Source organism: Pseudoduganella sp. HUAS MS19, assembly GCF_053615455.1.
This window is the reverse complement of sequence record NZ_CM132133.1, coordinates 776,873-799,951: the sequence shown is the minus strand read 5'-3', so window position 1 is coordinate 799,951 and position 23,079 is coordinate 776,873. Positions and strand designations below refer to the sequence as shown.

Genomic DNA, 23,079 nt, shown 5'->3' with positions numbered 1-23,079 from the left:
TCTTGCAACATTGTAGCAGCGGCCTTGCTCGGCTATGCTTGTCGCTCCTTCATTTACCCGGACCAAGACAAATGAAACATCGTATTACCCTCGGCGCCCTGGCGGCTGCCGTTCTGCTGGCTTATGCCCCTGTCCACGCCAACGCTGCCGCCGCCACACCGGCTGCGCTGGAAAAAGCTCCGGCCAAGAGCAATGAGGCAGCCAGGAAGCAGTTCTGGGCACTGGCCGACGAGTACTACGATGCGATCGCCAAATTCGACCCGGTAGGCGCGACGCAGAACGGCGACAACCGCTTCGACGACCAGATCGGCACGGCCATCTGGCCGGCCTCGCGCGCCAGGCAGTTCGACCTGTACCGCAACTTCAGCAAGCGCCTGCAGGCGATCCCCCGTGCGCAGCTCAATCGCGGCGACCGGATCAGCTACGACGTGATGGCCTTCGAGCTGAAGACCTACCTGGCGTACGAACCTTTCCCCGAACACCTGCTGCCGATCGAGCATATGAGCAGCATGCCGGTCACCCTGGCCAACTTCTCCAGCGGCGACGCGTCGCAGCCGCTGACCACGGTCAAGGAATACGAGGCCTACCTGAACCGCCTGAACCAGCTTCCAGCCTGGATCGACCAGGCCATCGCCAATATGAAGGAAGGCATGGCCAAGGGCATTACGCAGCCAAAGCCCATCATGGTTGCCGCGCTGCCGCAATTCCAGAAGCTGGTCAGCGAAACGCCTGAAAAGAACATCTACTTCACGCCGGTGACCAAGTTCCCGGCCAGCTTCAGCGACGCCGACAAGCAGCGCCTGGCGGCCGCTTACCGCGCCACGGTGGCCGACAAGCTGAACCCGGCCCTGAGCAAGCTGTCCGCCTTCGTGGAGAAGGAATACATCCCGGCCTGCCGTACCAGCACTGGCTGGAACGCCCTGCCGAACGGGGCAGCCTGGTACAAGGTGCGCATCGCCGATTCCACCACGACCAGCAAGGGCGCCGAAGAGATCCACCAGACCGGCCTGCGCGAAGTGGCGCGCATCCAGTCCGAATACGCCAAGCTGGGACCGAAACTGGGCTACGACGGCCCGGCGGCCGGCCTGCCGACCTGGGTATCGCAACAGCCGAAGTTCTTCCCGTTCAAAACGGAAGACGAAGTGCAGGCCGTGTACCACAAGCTGAACGACCTGCTCGACACCAAGCTGCCTTCCATGTTCACCCTGATCCCGAAGGCCAAGCTGGACCTGCGGCTGGAGCCTGAACTGAGCCGCGACACCGCGTCCGACCATTACACGGCGCCTGCGCTGGATGGCTCGCGTCCGGGCGTGTTCTGGTCCGTGGTGACCGACCCGACCAAGTACGGCAGCACCGGCATGAACACCCTGTTCCTGCACGAAGGCAAACCCGGCCACCACTTCCACATCGCCCTGATGCAGGAGCTGGACATGCCGAAGTTCCGCAAGTTCGGCGGCAATACCGCCTTCACCGAAGGCTGGGCGCTGTATGCGGAAACCCTGGGCAAGGAAATGGGCATGTACGAAGACCCGGCGCAGTACTTCGGCCACCTGAACGACGAGATGCTGCGCGCCGTGCGCCTGGTGGTCGACACCGGCATGCACGCCAAAGGCTGGACCCGCGAGCAGTCGATCAAGTACATGACCGAAACCCTGGGCGACGAAAGCGTGGCGCGCAACCAGACCGAACGCTACATGGTATGGCCGGCGCAAGCCCTGGCCTACAAGACCGGCGCCCTGAAGATCCAGGAACTGCGCGCCAAGGCCGAGAAGGCGCTGGGCAGCAAGTTCACGCTGTCCAAGTTCCACGCCATCGTGCTGGGCGACGGCACCGTGCCGCTTGCCCTGCTGGAATCGAAAGTCGACGCCTGGATCGCCGCTTCGCGCTAACGGACGAGCCCGTGTCACACCTTGGGGTCACACCCCAAGTGTGACACGGCCTCAAGCGCACAATGGCCGCGCTCGTGTCACCTTCAGGGTGTGACCCCAGGGTGTGACACGGGCTGGGCAGCTATTTCCTGAGGGCGTAGCGCTTGATGCGCTTGAGCACCAGCTCTGGCAACGGTGAAATCTGTTTCGCGTGGTTGGCGAACACGATCTGCTGCCGGCCCACCGATACCGGGTGCCCTTCGGCATAGAAGCGGAACTCGAGCCAGAACGAGCACTTGCGCACATCGTAGGTATTTACTTCGCAAGAAACTTCCTGGAATGGGAAAGTCTCTTGCAGGTAATCATTCTGCGCATGCTTCGTAATAAATACGCCCTCCTCCTGCAGCATGTCGCGGGAAATACATTCGTAAAACCACTTTTCCCGGCAAATGCCCTGCCATTCAAAATATCGCGCGAAGTAGGTATTGCCGTAGGCATTGGAGTCTTTTAGGAAGATCGAAAGCTTGTGGTGGAAGGTCATTTCGGCTGCGGCAGGGGCGTCGGGGGCTGGGACGTGCATGTACATAGGACTATTTCTCCATAAAAGTAAAACGGCTTAATGCCAGCCCTTACTTTTTCCGATTGGCGCGCCGAACTATTGACATTCCTCAATACTTGTCCAATTTCTTGACAATAAGCTGTTAACAATCCGATTTTCAGCTGAGGAAACTCAATGTATGCGCTAATACCGGCATTGGTCTCAGCCCTATTTATTTGCTATGGGCTGTATGTGTTGCGCTCGCGCGGCCCGAACCGGGTCGGCCTGACCTTTTTTTCCGTCTGCGCCACCACCTTTTTCTGGCAGGCGAGCTGGGCGCTGCTATTCCTGACCCATAACGACAGCACAGCCATGGCTCTGGCCCGTCTGGGCTACCTGCCCATCCTGTTCCTGCCGACCACGCTGTACCACTTCATCATTGAACTCACCGGCAGCAAGAACGAGCGCCCCGGCCTCTATCTCAGCTACCTGTTCGCCTGCGGGCTGGGCCTGCTGCTGCCGACCACGGACTGGATGTTGTCCGGCCTGCAGCACTACTTCTATGGCGCCTACCCGAAGGCAGGCTGGCTGCATCCGCTGCACCTGGCGCAGACCGTACTGGTGATCGGACGCGCCTTGTGGCTGCTGTACCACCGCCAGCAGCGCGCCGTCTCGACCGAGCGTACGCGCTTGCGCTATGTGCTGGTCAGCATCCTGATCTACTTCGGCGCGGCCAGCGATTACCTGTGCAACTATGGGATCGAGATCTACCCGCCGGGCGTGGTGTTCATCCTGGCCTCGCTGGGCCTGATTGCCCAGGCCATGGTGCGGCACAACCTGCTGGCCGACCCGCTGGCAGCAGCCGCCACCATCGCCCATGAAATGCGCACGCCGCTGGCCAGCATCCGCAGCCAGACCCGCATCCTGGCGCGCAGCCTGCCCGAGCTGATTGCCGGCTACCGGCCCGAGCACCAGGGTGCGTTAGGCACGCGCCAGCTGGAACACCTGGGCGAAATTGCCCGCAGCATCGATGCCGAAGTGTCGCGCTCCAATTTTATCGTGGATATGCTGCTGGCCTCTGCCCGCGACGGCGTCATGCAGCGCGAGAGCTTCGCCGTGCATTCCGTCAGCGTCTGCGTGGATGAAGCGATGGCCTGCTATCCCTTCTCGGGCGCCGAGAAGTCGCAAGTGCGCGTCACCATCCGCAACGAGTACAGCTTCCACGGTTCGGATGTGCTGCTGATGTTCGTGCTGTATAACCTGCTGAAGAATGCGCTGCAGGCAGTGAAGGTCAATAACAGCGGCGCGGTGGAGGTGGAATGCTATTCGCGCGGCACGTACAACTGGCTGGTGGTGACCGACAACGGCCACGGCATCGCGCCCGATGTGCTGCCGCATGTGTTCGAGCCGTTCTACACCACCCACCACAATGGCGGCGGCACCGGCATGGGCCTGGCCTTCTGCAAACGCGTGGTGACGGCCTTCGGCGGCGAGATTGGCTGCGAATCGGAGGCGGGGCGCTACACCCGCGTGGCCATCAGCCTGCCGCGCACGGTAGCTTCACCACGCAACCCGGCCCGTAAGCATATCGCGGAACATTACCCAGTCGCCCATTAGGCTGAACAGCGGATACTTGAAGGTTGCCGGCCGGTTGTGTTCAAAGAAGAAATGGCCGACCCAGGCGAAGCCGTAGCCAACCACGGGCAGCAGCCATAGCAGCACCAGTTCGCCCGTGACGATGACTACGGCCAGCAGCAGCAGGACGATGCTGGAGCCGGCGAAGTGCAGGCGGCGGCAGGTGCTGTTGGCGTGCTCCTTCAGGTAGAAGGGGTAGAACTCCTTAAACGTCCGGTAACGCGTCTCCATGCTCATCCTCCGGGTGGACCGCTTTGATGATGTTATCGAGGTCGGTATCGTCGCCCAGTACGAACACCTTGCGGTCGCCCAGCATCTTGAGGATGAAAGGCTGCTGCTCGCGCAAGCGGCGCTGGAAGTCGTCGACAGAATACAGGTTGGGGTTGATCTTACGGCGCAGCAGGCGCTCGGCCACCGGAAGCCGGCTCAGCAACTCGCCGTAGGTGGTGTTTTCGCCGATCAACAGTAGCTCGACCGGCGCGGTCGAGTCTTCCGCTTGCTTGACCGTGGTGCCGTAGACGAACGCCACGCTGAGCTGCTTGCGCATCGGCGCCAGTGCCGAATTCAGCACGCTGACCAAGCCAAAAGTCTTCTTGACCAGGCTGGCCAGCTCGGGATACACCAGGTTTTCTTTATTGGGGCGGAACTGGCGCACGTTGCCGATGCGTTCGGAGACGATCAGCCCCGATTCATGCAGGCGCTTGAGCTCACGTTGCGCGGAAGCGCTGCCCAGCCCCGTCAGGCGCATGATTTCGTTGAGGTGGAAACCCTCATTCACGCGCACAAACAGCAAACCCAGCAGCTTTTGCTGGGCAGGAGTAAACAGGGCCGAGGCGATCATAGACTAAATGTTAGCATGACGTACCATGCCTATCCACCACCTGACCGTACCTAAGCTGAAAGCCCACTGCGCCGGCCTGCCGGGCGCAGAGAGCCTGCTGCACGCGCCGCCTGTCAATGTACTGAGCTACAAGATCGGCGGCAAGACTTTCGCCTACTTCAAGACCAGCGAGCCGGAACGGTGGCGCTTCAGCTTCCGCGCCACGCCCGACCGTTTTCTCGAACTCACCGGCATGCCGGGAGTGAAACCGGCCCGCTACATGGGCCGGTTTCACTGGGTCACCATTGTCGACGTGCGCAGCTTCCCACAGGACTACCTTGTCGAGCTGGTGCAATGGTCCTATGACAAGGCATTCTCCGCCCTGCCGAAAGCGCGCCAGCGCGAGCTTAAGGCTTAGGGAAGGCGTAGGTCAGCGAGTAATTGCCGCTGCCGGAATACGACTTCACCTGCGCGTAGTAATAGCCCGCCGTGCCGTTGTAGCTGATCGACTCACTGGAGGTGTTGCCTTCGCTGGCCGCCACTTTGGTCCACGCGCTGCCCGACCACTTGTACAGGAACAGGTCGAAGTCCGCGCCGGAAGGACCACTCAGCTGCAGGGAGAAGGTGCCGGCACCGGCCTGCACCCAGCCTGGCGAAGCGCTTGGCGCGATGGCGCTGCCGCCGTTGGCCAGCGTACCGGTCTGGGTCACCGAGCCGGCGCCGGTGTACTTGGCGAAGACCTTCTTCACCGCTCCTTCGTTCACGGCGTGCCACGGATAGCCCAGGGTGCGCATGCGCGAGTTCTCAGTCGGGCGGTACTTGCCCGAACCGCAGTACTGCGCGCCCACGAAAGTGCCGACAGTGCCGTTCGGATAAACACCCAGCCCGGTCGGGACAGCGGTGCTGCCGGAGATCAGGCTGCCCCATTTGACCGAACGCGTGCCGTTCAGCGACACATTGACCTCGGTCGGCTCGCTGCTCGTGTTGCAGGTGCCGTATTCATATTCATCTGCCAGCGCGAAAGCGGTATGGCCAATTTCATGCAGCGCCACCTCGATCGACGAAGCGTGCATGGACAGTGTCGCCACCGCGCCGCCTGAACCGCCGTAACGGGTAGAGTTGGCGATCACCACGATCACATCGCGCGCATCGGGCGCCAGCACGGAGCCCGCGATATTGGTCGCCTTGCTATTGTTCACGCACAGCAGGCGCTCGATGTTGTAGCAGGCGAATTCGCCGTCCATGGCGGTATCGCGGTAGATCCCCTTGTCGAGCTCGTCCACGCCGGACTGGTTGCTGGCCACGTCGACGCGATGGATGTTCATGGAGTTGCGGTTGGCGTTAAACAACGGGTCGGCCAGGAAGCCGTTGATCACCTTTTGCGCATCGGCGCGCCACTTGTCCATTTCAGCGGCGGTATAACCGTCGCCGATAAAGACGTAATCCATGCGGGTCGCCGCACTGCCGGTGTTCAGGATCGTGGTTGCCGTGGCGGACGGGGTCGCGGCCAGCATGGCGGAACGGGCAGTCTTGCCGCTCGCGGCCGCCTGCTCCAGCGTGCTGCGGTCAAAGCGCGCCAGCGGCCCTGCCGCGGCGACGGCCGAGCGGGCGCCGCTCGCAGCGCCCTGCTTCGGCAACACCTCGACACTGGCGGTCGCCTTATCGAATGGCAGCGACACCTCGAAACTGCCCTCACGCTGCTGCACCGTGGTCGACAGGTCGATGGCGCCTGAGCGCGGGTTGAAGGTCTCGACGTGACGGCGCAAGCCGTTATTGACGGTCACCTCGTGCAGCACGCGGCCCTGGGCATCCTTGGCTACCACGACCCACTGCTCGCCTTCCGCACCCTGGCGCACATTCGGCGTTACAGCGAACTTGCCCACTTCCGCATGCAGGGGTTTGAATTCCGCCCCGCTGCGGCCCTCGGCGAAACCGATGCGCAGCGAAATATTATCGGCCTGCGCAGCGCCGGCCGCCGCCAGCGCAAGCAGCGCCAGGGAATTACGTAGTAAAGCCATAGGTCTCTCCATTTTTTGTGGTTTGGGACTGGAGATTCTGTGGCCGGTCCATCGGCGACGCGTGCACAAACACGCGCAAATTGCACAATCCTGCTATTAACAATTGTTACAGCGGCTGGCGCGCCACGCAGCGGGCGACAGGCCGTAATGCGCCGAAAAAGCGCGCGTGAAGTGACTGGCGCTATGAAAACCGAACTGCTCCGCGATGTCGACGATACGCGCCTCCCCGCCAGCCAATGCCACGCAGGCCAGCTCCAGGCGGCGCGTCAGCACATAGCGGTGCGGCGGCAGCCCCACGGCGCGGTGGAACTCGCGCGAGAAATGCGCCCCACTCATGCCGCACAACGCAGCCAGTTCCGCATTGGCCAGCGGCGCATCGAGGTGCTCAGTGATATGGCGCAGGACCCGGCGCAGGCGGGTTCCGCCGAGCGTGCTCTCCTCCGCCTGCGCCGGCCGCGAATAATGCTCGATCAGGTAGCAGGCCAGCGCCATGGCGAGGTGGTCGCACATCTCCGCCGCCAGCGGACCGGCCAGCGCCTGCGCATCGAGCATCTTGCGCACCAGGTCGAACACCATGCGGTCGGAAGTAAACTGGTTGGCTGTCAGGGTCGCATCGATTCCCTCCCCGCGCTGGGCCGCCAGGCGATCCACCAATTGCACCGGCAGGAAGACGTTGACGATATCGCAGCTGCTAAGCTGGCTCCACCTGCCCTGCTCCCCCGGCGGGCAAAGCCGGAAACGGTTGGCGCCGATGGTACCGCCCCAGACCGGCGTATTGCCCTGCCAGATACGCGCATCGAGCGGCTCCATCATCAGCGCCAGGCGATAGGTGCCCGGATGCGGGCTGACGGAGCGAATGGCGTGTTCCGGCCCATCGCTGGTCCACCGTCCCAACGCAGCCCGCGACCCGGGAAGCGGTCCGATGCAGGCATGCAGCGAACTGACGCCCGCCATCCTGAACCACCGCTCAAGTTCTTCGACGCTTTCCATCGAAGCAATATACCCCAGCTACAGCCGAGCCCGTGTCACACCATGGGGTCAGACCCCAAGGGGGACACGGGCTCGGCCGCAATCCGCGCTCGGTGTGCCGATTTACGCACAGCTTTGTCGCTGGAGGCCAACTTGGAATCTACGATGGATGGGCTATAAAGATAAGTGGACGCCAGTTTTCCGCCAACCACAACAAGAAGGAGTGCCGCCATGAAAACAATGGCATCTGCGGTACTAGCGGTTTCCGCCCTGCTGAGCGCCAATGCGCCAGCCAAAGACAAGCCCATGGAAGACGTGCTCTGGCCTGCCGAATCGGTGAAGTGGGAACCGGGCCCGGTCCCCGGCACCAAGGTCGCCAAACTTTGGGGCGACTGGACGAAAGGCAAGCCCTACGGCGTGCTGGTGAAATTCGATGCCGGCCAGATCAACGCCTTGCATCACCATACCCATGCGCTGAAAATCGTGGTCCTGTCCGGCACCTTTGTACACAAATCCGATGGCGCTCCCGAGACCAAACTGGGGCCGGGCTCCTACCTGATGCAATCGGCCGGCAAGAAGCACGTCAGCGGCTGCGCGACCGGCGCCGACTGCACGTTCTTCATGACATCCGACGGAAAATTCGACTTGATCGATGATTCGAAGGCCGCTGCCAGCGACAAGAAATAGCAGCCAGCCTGGAGATCAGGTCACCCTTTGTGACCTCAATCCTTGCCGTAAGTAAGCAGGAACTGCAGGATGGCGCGAATTTCCGCCTCAGTCGCGGATGGCAGGTGGAACACATCGCGGTCATCCCAGGTCATCTTCGACGCGGTCAGTTTGGTCATGCAGGCGCCAAAGTGGTCCATATTGAAGGCCGCACCCAGCGCATGTGCACGCGGCGGCATGGTATTGAAAAGGATCCGGAAGCTGCGGTCGGGCATCTGGCGAATCACCGGCTCACAATTCGCGTCAAAGCCGCGCGCCTGCACTTCGCCGTAGGTACGGGCATGTTTCGCAATAATGGATGCGTAACTGAAGCGGCGCACGCCGCCATAGCGCTGGTTCACGTGCACTGTGATGTCGTTGTCCAGCGGGACCTTGACCAGCACCCCCTGGGGGTCCTTGGCCTCGGCCTCAATTCGCTCCCCCGCCACCAGCGCATCGAATAGCTTGCGCTTTGCCGGATGGAGGCGTGCCACGATTTCCGCATGATTGTTTGGCAAGTCGAACAGGCCGCTGAACATTGACTCGTGCAGGTACATTTTTCCATCGTCACCCACAATCGTCGCGTCACAGGTGATTTGCAGGGGTTCGGCCATATCGTTCTCAAACAATTTCAGAAATACTGATTGTAGTATGCAATTGGCGCCTGGCAATCTTTCCAGCCTCAACGCATGCAAATTGCCTCACAACGGTGGCATTTTTGTCACGGAAAATGTCCACTTTGGTTCCTGACCCCAAGGTGGACATTTGATCTGAGCAAAAAAAACGCCACCCGAGGGTGGCGTTTTTGCTGGCGTTGAAGCGGATTACGCTTCGTCGCTGTGGTGCGGTTCGTCCGCTGGCAGTTCGGCCACGATCGCGGCGCGTTCTGCTTCCAGCAGCGCTTTGCGCTCTTCGGCTTCCCACACTTCCTTCTCTTTGCGGGCGCGGTGGAAGGCCAGGCCGGTACCGCCTGGGATTAGGCGGCCAACGATGACGTTTTCCTTCAGGCCGCGCAGACCGTCGCGCTTGCCCATGATCGCAGCTTCGGTCAGGACACGGGTGGTTTCCTGGAACGATGCAGCCGAGATGAAGGAGTCGGTCGACAGCGATGCCTTGGTAATACCCAGCAGTACGTTTTCGTAGGTTGCAGGGATCTTGTTCAGCGCATTGACGCGATCGTTTTCTTCCAGCAGCTCCGAACGTTCCACCTGCTCGCCGACGATGTAGTCGGTGTCGCCGGCGTTGGTGATCTGCACGCGGCGCAGCATCTGGCGAACGATCACCTCGATGTGCTTGTCGTTGATCTTCACGCCCTGCAGTCGGTACACGTCCTGCACTTCGTCAACGATGTAGCGGGCCAGCGCTTCGATACCCAGCAGGCGCAGGATGTCTTGCGGATCGGCTGGGCCGTCCACAATCATCTCGCCCTTGTTCACCACCTGGCCGTCGTGCACCAGCACTTGCTTGTCCTTGGTAATCAGGAACTCGTGCTTGTTGCCGTCCATGTCGGTGATTTCCAGACGCTGCTTGCCCTTGGTTTCCTTACCGAAGGCCACGGTACCGGTGACTTCCGCCAGCATGCCCGCGTCTTTCGGCGAACGTGCTTCGAACAGTTCCGCAACGCGTGGCAGACCACCGGTAATGTCTCGGGTCTTCTGCGATTCGGTCGGGATACGCGCCAGAACCTCACCCACGGACACTTGCTGGCCGTCTTTCACCATGATCAGCGCGCCGACCTGGAAGCCGATCGCCACTGCGTGTTCGGTGCCGGCGATCTTCACTTCGCCGCCGTCTTCGTTCAGCAGTTTCACCTGTGGACGCAGGGCCTTGCCTGGGGAACCACGACGCTTGGCGTCGATCACCACCAGGGTGGCCAGGCCGGTCACTTCGTCGACCTGGCGAGCCACGGTCACGCCTTCTTCGATGTTCTCGAAGCGGATGGTACCGGCGTACTCGGTAATGATCGGACGGGTCAGCGGGTCCCAGGTTGCCAGAGGAGCGCCGGCCTTCACAGCCATGCCGTCCTTGACGATCAGGGTCGCACCGTACGGTACCTTGTGACGCTCGCGCTCACGGCCGTGGTCGTCGGTGATCAGCACTTCGCCGGAACGGGAAATGACGATCTGGGCGCCCTTGCCGTTGGTGACGTAACGCATGGTGGCGGTGAAGCGCACGGTGCCGTTCGACTTGGCTTCGACGGACGATGCCACTGCTGCACGCGATGCCGCACCACCGATGTGGAAGGTACGCATGGTCAGCTGGGTACCAGGTTCACCGATAGACTGCGCTGCCACCACACCGACTGCTTCGCCGGCGTTGACCAGCAGGCCGCGGCCCAGGTCGCGGCCGTAGCACTTGGCGCACAGGCCGTAGCGGGTGTCGCAGGTCAGCGGGGTACGGACCTTCACTTCGTCGATGCCGACGCGTTCGATCTCTTCCACCATGTCTTCGTCCAGCAGGGTGCCGGCTTCGTACAGGGTAGCCTGGGTTTCAGGGTTGACGATGTCGGTGCCTGCCACGCGGCCGAGGATACGGTCGCGCAGGGCTTCGATCACTTCACCACCTTCGACCATCGCCTTCATCAGGGTGCCGTTGGAAGTGCCGCAATCGTCTTCGATCACCACCAGATCCTGGGTCACGTCGACCAGACGACGGGTCAGGTAACCGGAGTTCGCGGTCTTCAGCGCGGTGTCGGCCAGACCTTTACGAGCGCCGTGGGTCGAGATGAAGTACTGCAGAACGTTCAGGCCTTCGCGGAAGTTCGCGGTAATCGGGGTTTCGATAATCGAGCCGTCAGGTTTAGCCATCAGACCACGCATACCGGCCAGCTGGCGGATCTGTGCTGCGGAACCACGCGCACCGGAGTCGGCCATCATGTAAATCGCGTTGAACGATTCCTGGGTCGACTGGGTACCGTCGCGGCGCACCACGTCTTCCACCTTCAGGTGGTCCATCATCGCCTTGCCGACTTCGTCGGAGGTCTTGCCCCAGATGTCGACGACCTTGTTGTAACGTTCGCCGGCGGTGACCAGACCGGAAGCGTACTGCTGCTCGATCTGCTTCACTTCCGCTTCGGCGGTCGCGATCAGGGTCTTCTTCACTTCCGGCACCAGCATGTCGTCCACGCAGATGGAGATACCGGCGCGGGTCGCCAGGCGGAAGCCCGACTGCATCAGCTGGTCGGCGAACACCACGGTCGCGCGCAGGCCGCACTTGCGGAAGGAAGTGTTGATCAGCTTGGAGATCTCTTTCTTCTTCAGCGGACGGTTCAGCACGCTGAATGGCAGGCCTTTCGGCAGGATCTCGGACAGGATGGCGCGGCCAACGGTGGTCTCGTAACGGGTCACGGTACGGACGAACTCGCCGGTTGCAGGATCCTTTGGATTCTCAACGATACGCACGGTGATGCGGGTCGCCAGTTCCACTTCCTTGTTGTCGTACGCGCGGATCACTTCCGACACGTCCGGGAACATCATGCCTTCGCCCTTGGCGTTGATCGCTTCGCGGGTCGCGTAGTACAGACCCAGCACGATATCCTGGGAAGGAACGATCGATGGTTCGCCGTTCGATGGGAACAGGATGTTGTTCGAAGCCAGCATCAGGGTGCGGGCTTCCATCTGTGCTTCGATCGACAGCGGCACGTGGACTGCCATCTGGTCACCGTCGAAGTCCGCGTTGAACGCGGCGCAGACCAGCGGGTGCAGCTGGATCGCTTTACCTTCGATCAGCACAGGCTCGAAAGCCTGGATACCGAGACGGTGCAGGGTTGGTGCACGGTTCAGCATGATCGGATGTTCGCGGATCACTTCTTCCAGGATGTCCCACACCACTGGCTCTTGCACTTCGACCAGCTTCTTGGCGGCCTTGATGGTGGTCGCCAGACCCATCAGTTCCAGCTTGTTGAAGATGAATGGCTTGAACAGTTCCAGGGCCATCAGCTTTGGCAGACCGCACTGGTGCAGTTTCAGCTGTGGACCCACCACGATCACGGAACGGCCGGAGTAGTCGACGCGCTTACCCAGCAGGTTCTGACGGAAGCGGCCGCCCTTACCTTTGATCATTTCAGCCAGCGACTTCAGCGGACGCTTGTTGGCGCCGGTCATCGCTTTGCCGCGACGGCCGTTGTCCAGCAGCGAGTCGACCGCTTCCTGCAGCATGCGCTTTTCGTTACGCGTGATGATCTCTGGAGCACGCAGCTCCATCAGGCGCTTCAGACGGTTGTTACGGTTGATGACGCGGCGGTACAGGTCGTTCAGGTCGGAGGTCGCGAAGCGGCCGCCATCCAGCGGGACCAGTGGGCGCAGTTCCGGCGGCAGCACCGGCAGCACTTCCATGATCATCCAGTCTGGCTTGATGCCGGAACGCTGGAACGCTTCCAGCACTTTCAGGCGCTTGGCGTACTTCTTGATCTTGGCTTCGGACTTGGATTCCTTCAGTTCCACGCGCAGGGCTTCGGCATCGCGGTGGATGTCGATCGAGCGCAGCAGTTCGCGGATACCTTCAGCGCCCATGAAGGCGGTGAAGTCGTCGCCGTACTCTTCGTACTTGGCGGCGTAGTCGTCTTCCGACATGATCTGGCACTTCTTCAGCGGGGTCATGCCTGGATCGGTCACGACGTATGCTTCGAAGTACAGTACGCGTTCGATATCGCGCAGGGTCATGTCCAGGACCATGCCCAGACGCGACGGCAGCGATTTCAGGAACCAGATGTGCGCAACCGGCGATGCCAGTTCGATGTGGCCCATGCGCTCACGGCGCACCTTGGCCAGGGTCACTTCAACGCCGCACTTTTCGCAGATGACACCGCGGTGCTTCAGGCGCTTGTACTTGCCGCACAGGCATTCGTAGTCCTTGATCGGGCCAAAGATCTTGGCGCAGAACAGGCCGTCGCGCTCTGGCTTGAAGGTACGGTAGTTGATGGTCTCAGGCTTCTTGACTTCGCCGTACGACCACGAACGGATTTTCTCAGGAGAGGCCAGACCGATCTTGATCGCGTCGAACGACTCGTTTTGCTGTACTTGCTTGAATAAATCGAGCAGGGCTTTCATGTATCACTCCAGATAGTGACGAATTCTTTACTTACTTAAACCGGTAAACCGGTGTCAGACCCACAGGGTCTGACACCCGATACGCGGCAGCCGCGGGGCGGGGAATAAATGGGGACGTACCCTATTTTTCCCTTCGGGGAAAAATGGGGTACGTCCCCATTTATTCCCCCTTTACCGGTTTTAGTTGCGTTCCAGGTCGATATCGATACCCAGGGAACGAATCTCTTTCACCAGCACGTTGAACGATTCCGGCATGCCGGCGTCGATCACGTGGTCGCCCTTGACGAGGTTCTCGTACACTTTGGTACGGCCGTTCACGTCGTCGGACTTCACGGTCAGCATCTCTTGCAGCACGTAGGACGCGCCGTACGCTTCCAGTGCCCACACCTCCATCTCACCGAAGCGCTGGCCGCCGAACTGGGCTTTACCGCCCAGAGGCTGCTGCGTCACCAGCGAGTAAGGACCGGTGGAACGGGCGTGCATCTTGTCGTCGACCAGGTGGTGCAGCTTCAGCATGTGCATCACGCCCACGGTGACCTTGCGCTCGAACGCTTCGCCGGTACGGCCGTCGTACATGGTGACCTGGTTCTTGGACGGGGTCATGCCCAGGTGCGAGGCGATGTGATCCGGGTACGCCAGGTCCAGCATGCGGCGGATTTCCGATTCGTGCGCGCCGTCGAACACCGGAGTCGCGAACGGCACACCCTTCTTCAGGTTGGCCGCCAGCTTCATGATCTCGTCGTCGGACAGGGAAGCGATATCTTCCTTGGCGCCGGACTCGTTGTACACGGTGGTCAGGTACTTGCGCATCTCTTCGACTTTGATCTGCGCTTGCAGCATTTCGCCGATACGGATGCCCAGGCCCTTCGCTGCCCAACCCAGGTGGGTTTCAAGGATCTGGCCAACGTTCATACGGGACGGAACGCCCAGTGGGTTCAGCACCACGTCTGCCGGGGTACCGTCAGCCATGTATGGCATGTCTTCCACCGGAACGATACGGGACACAACACCCTTGTTACCGTGGCGGCCTGCCATCTTGTCGCCGGACTGCAGGCGGCGCTTAACGGCCAGGTACACCTTGACCATCTTCTGCACACCAGGCTGCAGTTCGTCGCCCTGGGTCAGCTTCTTGCGCTTCTCTTCGAAGGCCAGGTCGAACTGGTGGCGCTTCTCGGCGATGGATTCCTTGATGGCTTCCAGGGCCTTGGCCATGTCTTCGTCGGCAGGACGGATGTCGAACCAGTGGAACTTGTCCAGATCGTCCAGGTATTCCTTGGTGATCTTGGCGCCTTTGGCCAGCTTCTTCGGACCGCCATTCACAACCTGGCCGATCATCATCTTTTCCAGACGCTGGAAGGCGTCGCCTTCCACGATACGCATCTGGTCGTTCAGGTCCAGGCGGTAGCGCTTCAGTTCATCGTCGATGATCTGCTGGGCGCGCTTGTCGCGTGGGATGCCTTCGCGGGTGAACACTTGCACGTCGATGACGGTACCAACCATGCCGGATGGAACGCGCAGCGAGGTGTCTTTCACGTCGGATGCTTTTTCGCCGAAGATCGCGCGCAGCAGCTTTTCTTCTGGAGTCAGCTGGGTTTCGCCCTTCGGGGTCACCTTACCGACCAGCACGTCGCCGGCTTGCACTTCAGCGCCAATGTACACGATGCCGGATTCGTCCAGGCGAGCCAGTTGGTTCTCGGCCAGGTTCGAAATATCGCGGGTGATTTCTTCCGCGCCCAGCTTGGTGTCACGGGCAACAACGGACAGTTCTTCGATGTGGATCGAGGTGTAACGGTCGTCTTTAACAACGTTTTCCGAGATCAGGATCGAGTCTTCGAAGTTCAGACCATTCCATGGCATGAAGGCCACGGTCATGTTCTGGCCCAGTGCCAGTTCGCCCAGGTCGGTCGATGCGCCGTCGGCGATCACGTCGCCCTTGGCCACACGGTCGCCCACTTTGACGATAGGACGCTGGTTGATGTTGGTGTTCTGGTTGGAACGGGTGTACTTGATCAGGTTGTAGATGTCCACACCGACTTCACCAGCCTGTGCTTCTTCATCGTTCACGCGGATCACGACGCGGCCCGCGTCGATGTAGTCCACCACGCCGCCGCGCAGTGCCTGCACGGTGGTGCCGGAGTCGACTGCCACGGTACGTTCGATACCGGTACCGACCAGCGCCTTTTCAGGACGCAGGCAAGGCACAGCCTGACGCTGCATGTTGGCACCCATCAGTGCACGGTTCGCGTCATCGTGCTCCAGGAATGGAATCAGCGATGCTGCCACGGAAACGATCTGGCCTGGCGCAACGTCCATGTACTGCACGCGCTCTGGGGAGACCAGGATGGTTTCACCAGCTTCACGGGACGACACCAGTTCGTCGACCAGTTGGCCTTCATCGTTCACTTTGGCGTTTGCCTGGGCGATGATGTAGCGGCCTTCTTCGATCGCGGACAGGTAGTCGATCTTGTCGGTGACCTTGCTGTTTTCAACTTTACGGTACGGGGTTTCCAGGAAACCGTACTCGTTCAGGCGGGCGTACAGTGCCAGCGAGTTGATCAGACCAATGTTCGGGCCTTCAGGCGTTTCGATCGGGCACACGCGGCCGTAGTGGGTCGGGTGCACGTCGCGCACCTCGAAGCCGGCGCGTTCGCGGGTCAGACCGCCAGGGCCCAGAGCGGATACACGGCGCTTGTGGGTGATTTCCGACAGCGGGTTGGTCTGGTCCATGAACTGCGACAGCTGGGACGAACCGAAGAACTCGCGAATCGCAGCCGAGATCGGCTTGGAGTTGATCAGGTCGTGCGGCATCAGGTTGTCGGCTTCGGCCTGGCCCAGGCGTTCCTTGACGGCGCGCTCAACGCGCACCAAGCCGGCGCGGAACTGGTTCTCGGCCAGTTCGCCCACGCAACGTACGCGGCGGTTACCCAGGTGGTCGATATCGTCGACTTCGCCGCGGCCATTGCGCAGCTCAACCAGGATCTTGATCACGGCCAGCACGTCGTCGTTCGACAGGGTCATGGCGCCGGTCAGTTCATCACGGCCGATACGGCGGTTGAACTTCATGCGGCCCACGGCGGACAGGTCGTAGCGGTCGGCGCTGTAGAACAGGCCGTTGAACAGGGCTTCCACCGACTCTTCGGTTGGCGGTTCGCCAGGACGCATCATGCGGTAGATCGCGATACGGGCCGCGGTCTGGTCGGCGGTGTCGTCGATACGCAGGGTCTGGGAGATGTAGCCGCCCTGGTCCAGGTCGTTGGTGTACAGGGTCTGGATCGCGGAGATGTTGGCTTCGCGCAGCTTGCCCAGGGTGTCTTCGGTCAGCTCGTCGTTGGCATTGGCCACGATTTCGCCGGTTTCCGGATCGACGATGTTCTTCGCCAGTACGCGGCCCAGCAGGTAGTCTTCCGGCACGGAGATGTGCTGGATGCCGGCTGCTTCGATTTCGCGCACGTGCTTGGCGTTGATACGCTTGTCCTTGGTGACGATGGTCTTGCCCGACTTCGGATCGACGATGTCGAAGCGCGCGACTTCACCGCGCAGGCGTTCGGACACGAACTCCATCTCTGCGCCTTCCGAACGCAGGTTGAAGTTGTCGAAGACGAAGAAGTTCGCCAGGATCTGTTCCGGGGTCATGCCGATCGCCTTCAGCAGGATCGATACCGGCATCTTGCGGCGGCGGTCGACGCGGAAGTACAGGATGTCTTTCGGGTCGAACTCGAAGTCCAGCCAGGAACCGCGGTAAGGGATGATACGTGCCGAGAACAGCAGCTTGCCGGACGAATGGGTCTTGCCGCGGTCGTGCTCGAAGAACACGCCTGGCGAACGGTGCAGCTGCGAGACGATGACACGCTCGGTACCGTTGATTACGAACGAGCCGGTGGTCGTCATCAGGGGCAGTTCGCCCATGTAGACTTCCTGCTCCTTCATTTCCTTCACGACCGGCTTGGTTGGCGATTCCTTGTCCAGGATCACCAGACGCACCTTGGCGCGCAGCGGGGAAGCGAAGGTCAGGCCGCGCAGTTGGCATTCCTTGACGTCGAACGCCGGGTCACCCAGGACGTAGGACAGGAATTCCAGGCGTGCGAAGCCATTGTGGGAAACGATTGGGAAGATCGACGTGAAAGCCGATTGCAGGCCTTCGTTCTTGCGGTTTGCAACGGGAGTGTGCTCTTGCAAGAAGTTCTCGTAAGACTCGAGCTGGGTAGCCAGCAGGAACGGAACGTTGTGGACGTTGGCGCGTTTCGCAAAGGACTTGCGAATGCGTTTCTTCTCAGTAAATGAGTAGTGCATGGACACTCCGTGTGAGACAGGAAAAGGTAGAGAATTCAGCGTTGCGGGCGCGCTTCGCAAAGCTCAATTCACTATAAAACAACAACTTCTACTTCAGAGACGACAAAGGAGCCAAGGGCGGACCCACCCTTTCGGATGAGATCCGCCGCATTGGCTTCCTAAACTAAGGCAGTTACCCGCCTTGGTTCAATTACTTCAGGTCAGCTTTCGCGCCGGCTTCTTCCAGCTTCTTCTTAGCTGCTTCTGCGTCGGCCTTAGCCATTGCTTCTTTCACGGTCTTCGGTGCGCCGTCAACCAGGTCTTTGGCTTCTTTCAGGCCCAGACCGGTGATTTCGCGAACAGCCTTAATCACGCCAACTTTGTTAGCGCCGACTTCGGACAGAACCAGGTTGAATTCGGTTTGCTCTTCAGCAGCAGCTGCACCAGCAGCGGCGCCGCCAGCGGCTGGAGCAGCCATTGCTGCTGCGGACACGCCGAACTTTTCTTCGAATGCCTTAACCAGTTCGTTCAGGTCCATTACGGACATTTCGGACACTGCGTTCAGGATGTCGTCTTTGGAAATTGCCATTTGAAACTCCTAATTTGTTTGTAGTACTACAGAATTGGTATTGACTAAGAAACCAGGCCAGCGATTAAGCGGCTTCGGTTTCTTTCTTGGCTGCCAGAGCAGCCAGGCCACGTGCAAAGCCCGACACCGGAGCCAGCATAACGCCCAACAGCTGCGAGATGAGGACTTCACGGCTAGGAATGCTCGCCAGTGCGGTAACGCCAGCTACGTCGAGCTGCTTACCTGCAAAGTTACCGGCCTTCACAACCAGCTTGTCGTTGGTTTTTGCGAAGTCAGCAACGACTTTCGCAGCAGCAACAGCATCATCCGAGATCGAGTAGATCAGCGGACCGGTCATGGAGTCAGCCAGAGCGGCGAACTGCGTGCCTTCTACTGCACGACGTGCCAGGGTGTTCTTCAGAACACGGATGTACACGCCTTGCGCACGCGCTTTAGCACGGAGTTGAGTCAAGTGACCAACCTGGATGCCACGGTACTCGGCCACGACGATAGTTTGCGCAGTTGCTACTTTTGCGGAAACTTCGGCGACGACGGCCTTTTTGTCATTCAGATTGAGACCCACGGTCTTCTCCTTAAATAATGCTCGGCTTGCGCCTCGCATCGGTTCGAACAACGGCGTCCGAGGTTTAGGAGTCTAAAGGGACTACATAAACTTGTTCGGGATCACCATCTGCGTTGGGACGCCCCGGGGCGTATTAACCGGATGCCTACCTGATGCCTCCAGCCCAACGGTCTTTGAAGGCGCGGCCGGGTTACCCCGGCCAGCCCAAAGATCCGCCCCACCTTCCGGTGAGGACTTAATTTTTTACTTAGCCGTTCAGGCCAGCGTGGTCTACGCGTACGCCAGCGCCCATGGTGGACGACAGGGATACTTTACGCAGGTACACGCCTTTGGACGAAGCTGGCTTAGCCTTGTTCAGTGCGTCGATCAGAGCAACCAGGTTGGTCTTCAGATCTGCGTCGCTGAACGACTTGCGGCCGATGGTCGCGTGGATGATACCTGCCTTGTCGGTACGGTACTGAACCTGACCGGCCTTGGCGTTCTTCACGGCGCCAGCCACGTCTGGGGTTACGGTGCCGACTTTCGGGTTAGGCATCAGGCCGCGTGGGCCCAGGATCTGGCCCAGGGTACCAACGATACGCATGGTGTCTGGGGAAGCGATCACGATGTCGAAAGGCATGTCGCCGGCTTTGACGCGCTCAGCCAGGTCTTCCATACCAACAACATCAGCGCCGGCAGCTTTAGCTTGCTCAGCCTTGTCGCCGGTTGCGAACACAGCAACGCGAACGGTCTTGCCGGTGCCAGCTGGCAGAACCACGGAACCGCGAACAACCTGGTCGGACTTCTTAGGGTCCACGCCCAGTTGAACGGACACGTCGATGGATTCGTTGAACTTGGCGGTAGCCAGTTCTTTAACCAGGGCGACAGCGTTGTCGAAAGCGTACACTTTGGTACGGTCTACTTTAGCCTTGATGGCTTGAGCGCGCTTGGACAGTTTTGCCATGATTAGATGCCCTCTACGGTGATGCCCATGGAACGTGCGGAACCAGCGATGGTGCGAACAGCAGCATCCAGGTCGGCAGCGGTCAGGTCCGGGGTCTTCAGTTTAGCGATTTCTTCAGCTTGAGCGCGGGTCAGCTTGCCTACCTTGTCGGTATGTGGCTTGGACGAACCTTTTTGCACGCCGGAGTGCTTCTTGATCAGGAAGGTCGCTGGAGGGGTCTTCATCACGAAGGTGAAGGACTTGTCCGCGAACGCAGTGATCACGACTGGGATTGGCATGCCTGGTTCCATACCTTGGGTCTGCGCGTTGAACGCTTTGCAGAATTCCATGATGTTCAGACCGCGCTGGCCCAGTGCTGGACCGATTGGAGGGGATGGGTTTGCCTTACCAGCTGGAACTTGCAGCTTGATAAAGCCAATGATTTTCTTTGCCATTTGGGCACTTCCTATCGTTGGATTGAGTAGTAGCGCCCCGCACGCGGCGGGGCTCCTCTTGTTTGCCTGATTGAACGCTCAGGCCGGCGATTACTGCAAAACCGGCAAACCGGTGTCAGACCCATTGGGTCTGACACCGCACTACTGGTTTAAATCTTTTCGACCTGGCCGAATTCGAGTTCGACTGGCGTCGCGCGGCCGAAGATGGTGACCGACACACGCACCTTGGATTTCTCGTAGTTGACTTCTTCCACGTTGCCGTTGAAGTCGGTGAACGGACCATCCTTGATGCGGACTTGCTCGCCCACTTCGTACAGCACTTTTGGACGTGGCTTTTCCACGCCTTCCTGCATTTGCGTCATGATCTTTTCGATCTCGCGCGCAGGGATCGGGGTCGGCTTGTTCGACTTGCCGCCGATGAAACCGGTCACTTTGCTGGTGTTCTTCACCAGGTGCCAGGTTTCGTCGGTCATTTCCATTTCCACCAGCACGTAGCCAGGGAAGAATCGGCGCTCGGTCACAGATTTCTGGCCGTTGCGCACTTCAACCACTTCTTCGGTCGGCACCAGGATCTGGCCGAACTGGTCCTGCATGCCAGCGCGCTCGACACGCTCCATCAGGGCGCGCTGAACACTCTTCTCCATGCCGGAGTAGGCGTGTACGACATACCAGCGTTTGTTGCTGACTGGCGTGGACACCGCCTGCGCCGGGTCCTTGCCCGGCTGCTCGTCTTGCACAATTTCGCTCATTATTTCTTCCAGCCCAGGATCAGGTCGTACAACACAATTTCGAGGATCTTATCCGTGCCCCAGAGGAAAATTGCCATCACGGTCACGAACGCGAACACGATCAGGGTAATCTGAGTGGCTTCCTTGCGAGTCGGCCACACGACCTTTTTGGTCTCGCGAACGGCTTCCTTGGCAAAATTCAGGAAATCACGGCCTGCAGCAGAGGTGTACGCGATGCCGGCGGAAATGAGCAAACCAACCACAAGCGCGGCTGTCCGCACCAGGGTTGGTTTACCGGTCAGGACGAAGAATCCGACCACGCCTGCAATCAACGCCACAACTGCCAACACGACTTTGAACTTATCGTTCGTCGTGCTAACGGTTTGCACGGATTGATTAGACATTTACTTTTACTTTCGGTGCCCTGCACCAGATTCGGTGGCAGGGGCGGAGGGCATCGAACCCCCAACCTTCGGTTTTGGAGACCGACGCTCTGCCAATTGAGCTACGCCCCTACGTAAAACTTTACAGTGGAATCCGTAATTCTAGCACCCATCAGCGACGGGCGCTAGTCTTGGCTGGACTCTTTTCGACTTATTAGTCGATGATCTTGGCAACCACGCCGGCGCCGACGGTACGACCACCTTCACGGATTGCGAAGCGCAGGCCTTCTTCCATAGCGATCGGGGAGATCAGCTTCACGGTGATGGAGACGTTGTCGCCTGGCATAACCATTTCTTTGTCCGCTGGCAGCTCGATGGAGCCGGTCACGTCGGTGGTACGGAAGTAGAACTGTGGACGGTAGTTGTTGAAGAACGGGGTGTGACGGCCGCCTTCATCTTTCGACAGAACGTAGATCTCGCCGGTGAAGTGAGCGTGCGGCTTGATCGAGCCTGGCTTGGCCAGAACCTGACCACGCTGAACGTCTTCACGCTTGGTGCCGCGCAGCAGCAGACCAACGTTGTCGCCTGCCTGACCCTGGTCCAGCAGCTTGCGGAACATTTCCACGCCGGTGCAGGTGGTCTTGACGGTGTCGGTGATACCAACGATTTCGATTTCTTCGCCGACTTTGATGATGCCGCGCTCAACACGACCGGTCACCACGGTACCACGGCCGGAGATCGAGAACACGTCTTCCACTGGCATCAGGAAGGTGCCGTCAACAGCGCGCTCTGGGGTTGGGATGTAGGAATCCAGCGCATCGGCCAGACGCATGATGCAGTCTTCGCCCATTTCGCCAGCCTGGCCTTCCAGCGCCATACGTGCCGAACCCTTGATGATTGGCAGGTCGTCGCCTGGGAACTCGTACTTGGACAGCAGCTCGCGCACTTCCATTTCGACCAGTTCCAGCAGTTCTGCGTCGTCCACCAGGTCGCACTTGTTCAGGAACACGATGATGTATGGAACACCAACCTGACGTGCCAGCAGGATGTGCTCGCGGGTCTGTGGCATTGGGCCGTCAGCTGCGGAGCAAACCAGGATCGCGCCGTCCATCTGCGCAGCACCGGTAATCATGTTCTTGATGTAGTCGGCGTGGCCTGGGCAGTCAACGTGAGCGTAGTGACGGGTTGCGGTCTCGTACTCGACGTGGGCGGTGTTGATGGTAATGCCGCGTGCTTTTTCTTCTGGAGCAGCGTCGATCTGGTCGTAAGCTTTCGCTTCGCCGCCGAACTTCTTCGACAGAACGGTTGCAATCGCGGCGGTCAGGGTGGTCTTACCATGGTCAACGTGACCGATGGTGCCAACGTTCACGTGCGGCTTAGTCCGCTCGAACTTTTCTTTTGCCATTTTAGACTCCTAACAAATGTTGAGTTGCAGGGCACGCGCCCGACTAACAGATAGATACTGCAGAATTCTGGTGCCCTTGACGTGGATTGAACACGTGGCCTCTCCCTTACCAAGGGAGTGCTCTACCACTGAGCTACAAGGGCTTATTTTTACTACTGTGCTGCT

19 protein-coding genes and 2 tRNA genes are annotated in these 23,079 nt (G+C 59.9%); 4 read left to right on the top strand and 17 right to left on the bottom strand.

Features of this window, described 5'->3' with window-relative positions; all coding sequences use genetic code 11:
- The first annotated feature begins 71 nt into the window (after positions 1 to 71).
- Positions 72 to 1,889: a DUF885 domain-containing protein gene (locus tag ACWBU6_RS03705; protein ID WP_452647521.1), complete on the top strand. Its 1,818-nt coding sequence runs from the start codon at positions 72 to 74 to the stop codon at positions 1,887 to 1,889.
- Positions 1,890 to 2,010: 121 nt separating this feature from the next.
- Here ACWBU6_RS03705 and ACWBU6_RS03700 read toward each other — a convergent pair whose 3' ends face one another.
- Positions 2,011 to 2,409, bottom strand: coding sequence for an acyl-CoA thioesterase (locus ACWBU6_RS03700; RefSeq protein ID WP_452647520.1), 399 nt, complete (start codon positions 2,407 to 2,409; stop codon positions 2,011 to 2,013).
- A 192-nt stretch (positions 2,410 to 2,601) separates the two neighbouring features.
- Between ACWBU6_RS03700 and ACWBU6_RS03695 the strand changes: the two genes are divergently transcribed.
- The gene (locus ACWBU6_RS03695; RefSeq protein ID WP_452647519.1) at positions 2,602 to 4,023 is read left to right on the top strand and encodes an ATP-binding protein; all 1,422 of its coding nucleotides are present in this window, start codon (positions 2,602 to 2,604) and stop codon (positions 4,021 to 4,023) included.
- Here ACWBU6_RS03695 and ACWBU6_RS03690 read toward each other — a convergent pair.
- Both ACWBU6_RS03690 and ACWBU6_RS03685 read right to left on the bottom strand, forming a co-directional pair.
- Complete coding sequence (locus tag ACWBU6_RS03690; protein ID WP_452647518.1) at positions 3,967 to 4,272, bottom strand: Mpo1-like protein; 306 nt, start codon at positions 4,270 to 4,272, stop codon at positions 3,967 to 3,969. The genes ACWBU6_RS03695 and ACWBU6_RS03690 overlap by 57 nt on opposite strands.
- Positions 4,247 to 4,882 (bottom strand): ArsR family transcriptional regulator, encoded by a 636-nt coding sequence (locus ACWBU6_RS03685; protein WP_452647517.1) that lies wholly within the window; start codon positions 4,880 to 4,882, stop codon positions 4,247 to 4,249. Before ACWBU6_RS03685 ends, ACWBU6_RS03690 begins: the two co-directional genes overlap by 26 nt.
- Positions 4,883 to 4,907: 25 nt before the next feature.
- On the opposite strand from ACWBU6_RS03685, the gene ACWBU6_RS03680 reads away from it, so the two are divergent.
- Positions 4,908 to 5,279 (top strand): MmcQ/YjbR family DNA-binding protein, encoded by a 372-nt coding sequence (locus ACWBU6_RS03680; RefSeq protein WP_452647516.1) that lies wholly within the window; start codon positions 4,908 to 4,910, stop codon positions 5,277 to 5,279.
- Here ACWBU6_RS03680 and ACWBU6_RS03675 read toward each other — a convergent pair.
- Complete coding sequence (locus ACWBU6_RS03675; protein ID WP_452647515.1) at positions 5,269 to 6,879, bottom strand: M64 family metallopeptidase; 1,611 nt, start codon at positions 6,877 to 6,879, stop codon at positions 5,269 to 5,271. The two genes, ACWBU6_RS03680 and ACWBU6_RS03675, sit on opposite strands and share 11 nt — an antisense overlap.
- Positions 6,880 to 6,975: 96 nt before the next feature.
- Positions 6,976 to 7,869 (bottom strand): helix-turn-helix domain-containing protein, encoded by an 894-nt coding sequence (locus ACWBU6_RS03670; RefSeq protein ID WP_452647514.1) that lies wholly within the window; start codon positions 7,867 to 7,869, stop codon positions 6,976 to 6,978.
- 210 nt (positions 7,870 to 8,079) lie between these two features.
- On the opposite strand from ACWBU6_RS03670, the gene ACWBU6_RS03665 reads away from it, so the two are divergent.
- Positions 8,080 to 8,535, top strand: coding sequence for a cupin domain-containing protein (locus ACWBU6_RS03665; protein WP_452647513.1), 456 nt, complete (start codon positions 8,080 to 8,082; stop codon positions 8,533 to 8,535).
- Positions 8,536 to 8,570: 35 nt separating this feature from the next.
- On the opposite strand, the gene ACWBU6_RS03660 is transcribed toward ACWBU6_RS03665, so the two are convergent.
- From ACWBU6_RS03660 to ACWBU6_RS03605, 12 genes are all read right to left on the bottom strand, one after another.
- A complete protein-coding gene (locus ACWBU6_RS03660) occupies positions 8,571 to 9,167 on the bottom strand; it encodes a hypothetical protein (RefSeq protein WP_452647512.1) in 597 nt (198 codons plus the stop codon).
- A 210-nt stretch (positions 9,168 to 9,377) separates the two neighbouring features.
- On the bottom strand, positions 9,378 to 13,601 hold the full coding sequence (rpoC, locus tag ACWBU6_RS03655) for a DNA-directed RNA polymerase subunit beta' (RefSeq protein WP_452647511.1): 4,224 nt from the start codon (positions 13,599 to 13,601) through the stop codon (positions 9,378 to 9,380).
- Positions 13,602 to 13,781: 180 nt separating this feature from the next.
- Positions 13,782 to 17,891 carry a DNA-directed RNA polymerase subunit beta gene (rpoB, locus tag ACWBU6_RS03650; protein WP_452647510.1) on the bottom strand — a complete coding sequence of 1,370 codons (4,110 nt, stop codon included), beginning with the start codon at positions 17,889 to 17,891 and terminating at the stop codon, positions 13,782 to 13,784.
- A 190-nt stretch (positions 17,892 to 18,081) separates the two neighbouring features.
- Positions 18,082 to 18,459 carry a 50S ribosomal protein L7/L12 gene (rplL, locus tag ACWBU6_RS03645; protein WP_452647509.1) on the bottom strand — a complete coding sequence of 126 codons (378 nt, stop codon included), beginning with the start codon at positions 18,457 to 18,459 and terminating at the stop codon, positions 18,082 to 18,084.
- A 64-nt stretch (positions 18,460 to 18,523) separates the two neighbouring features.
- Positions 18,524 to 19,021, bottom strand: coding sequence for a 50S ribosomal protein L10 (gene rplJ, locus ACWBU6_RS03640; protein ID WP_452647508.1), 498 nt, complete (start codon positions 19,019 to 19,021; stop codon positions 18,524 to 18,526).
- A gap of 247 nt (positions 19,022 to 19,268) precedes the next feature.
- Entirely contained in the window at positions 19,269 to 19,964 is a 696-nt protein-coding gene (gene rplA, locus ACWBU6_RS03635; protein WP_130316657.1) for a 50S ribosomal protein L1, read from the bottom strand.
- A gap of 2 nt (positions 19,965 to 19,966) precedes the next feature.
- Complete coding sequence (gene rplK, locus ACWBU6_RS03630; RefSeq protein WP_130316656.1) at positions 19,967 to 20,398, bottom strand: 50S ribosomal protein L11; 432 nt, start codon at positions 20,396 to 20,398, stop codon at positions 19,967 to 19,969.
- Positions 20,399 to 20,547: 149 nt separating this feature from the next.
- A complete protein-coding gene (gene nusG / locus ACWBU6_RS03625; RefSeq protein WP_130316655.1) occupies positions 20,548 to 21,147 on the bottom strand; it encodes a transcription termination/antitermination protein NusG in 600 nt (199 codons plus the stop codon).
- Entirely contained in the window at positions 21,147 to 21,530 is a 384-nt protein-coding gene (gene secE, locus ACWBU6_RS03620; protein WP_452647507.1) for a preprotein translocase subunit SecE, read from the bottom strand. Before secE ends, nusG begins: the two co-directional genes overlap by 1 nt.
- A 35-nt stretch (positions 21,531 to 21,565) precedes the next feature.
- Positions 21,566 to 21,641, bottom strand: a tRNA-Trp gene (locus ACWBU6_RS03615).
- A gap of 82 nt (positions 21,642 to 21,723) precedes the next feature.
- On the bottom strand, positions 21,724 to 22,914 hold the full coding sequence (tuf, locus tag ACWBU6_RS03610; protein WP_452647506.1) for an elongation factor Tu: 1,191 nt from the start codon (positions 22,912 to 22,914) through the stop codon (positions 21,724 to 21,726).
- A gap of 68 nt (positions 22,915 to 22,982) precedes the next feature.
- A tRNA-Thr gene (locus tag ACWBU6_RS03605) sits at positions 22,983 to 23,057 on the bottom strand.
- Positions 23,058 to 23,079: the final 22 nt, after the last annotated feature.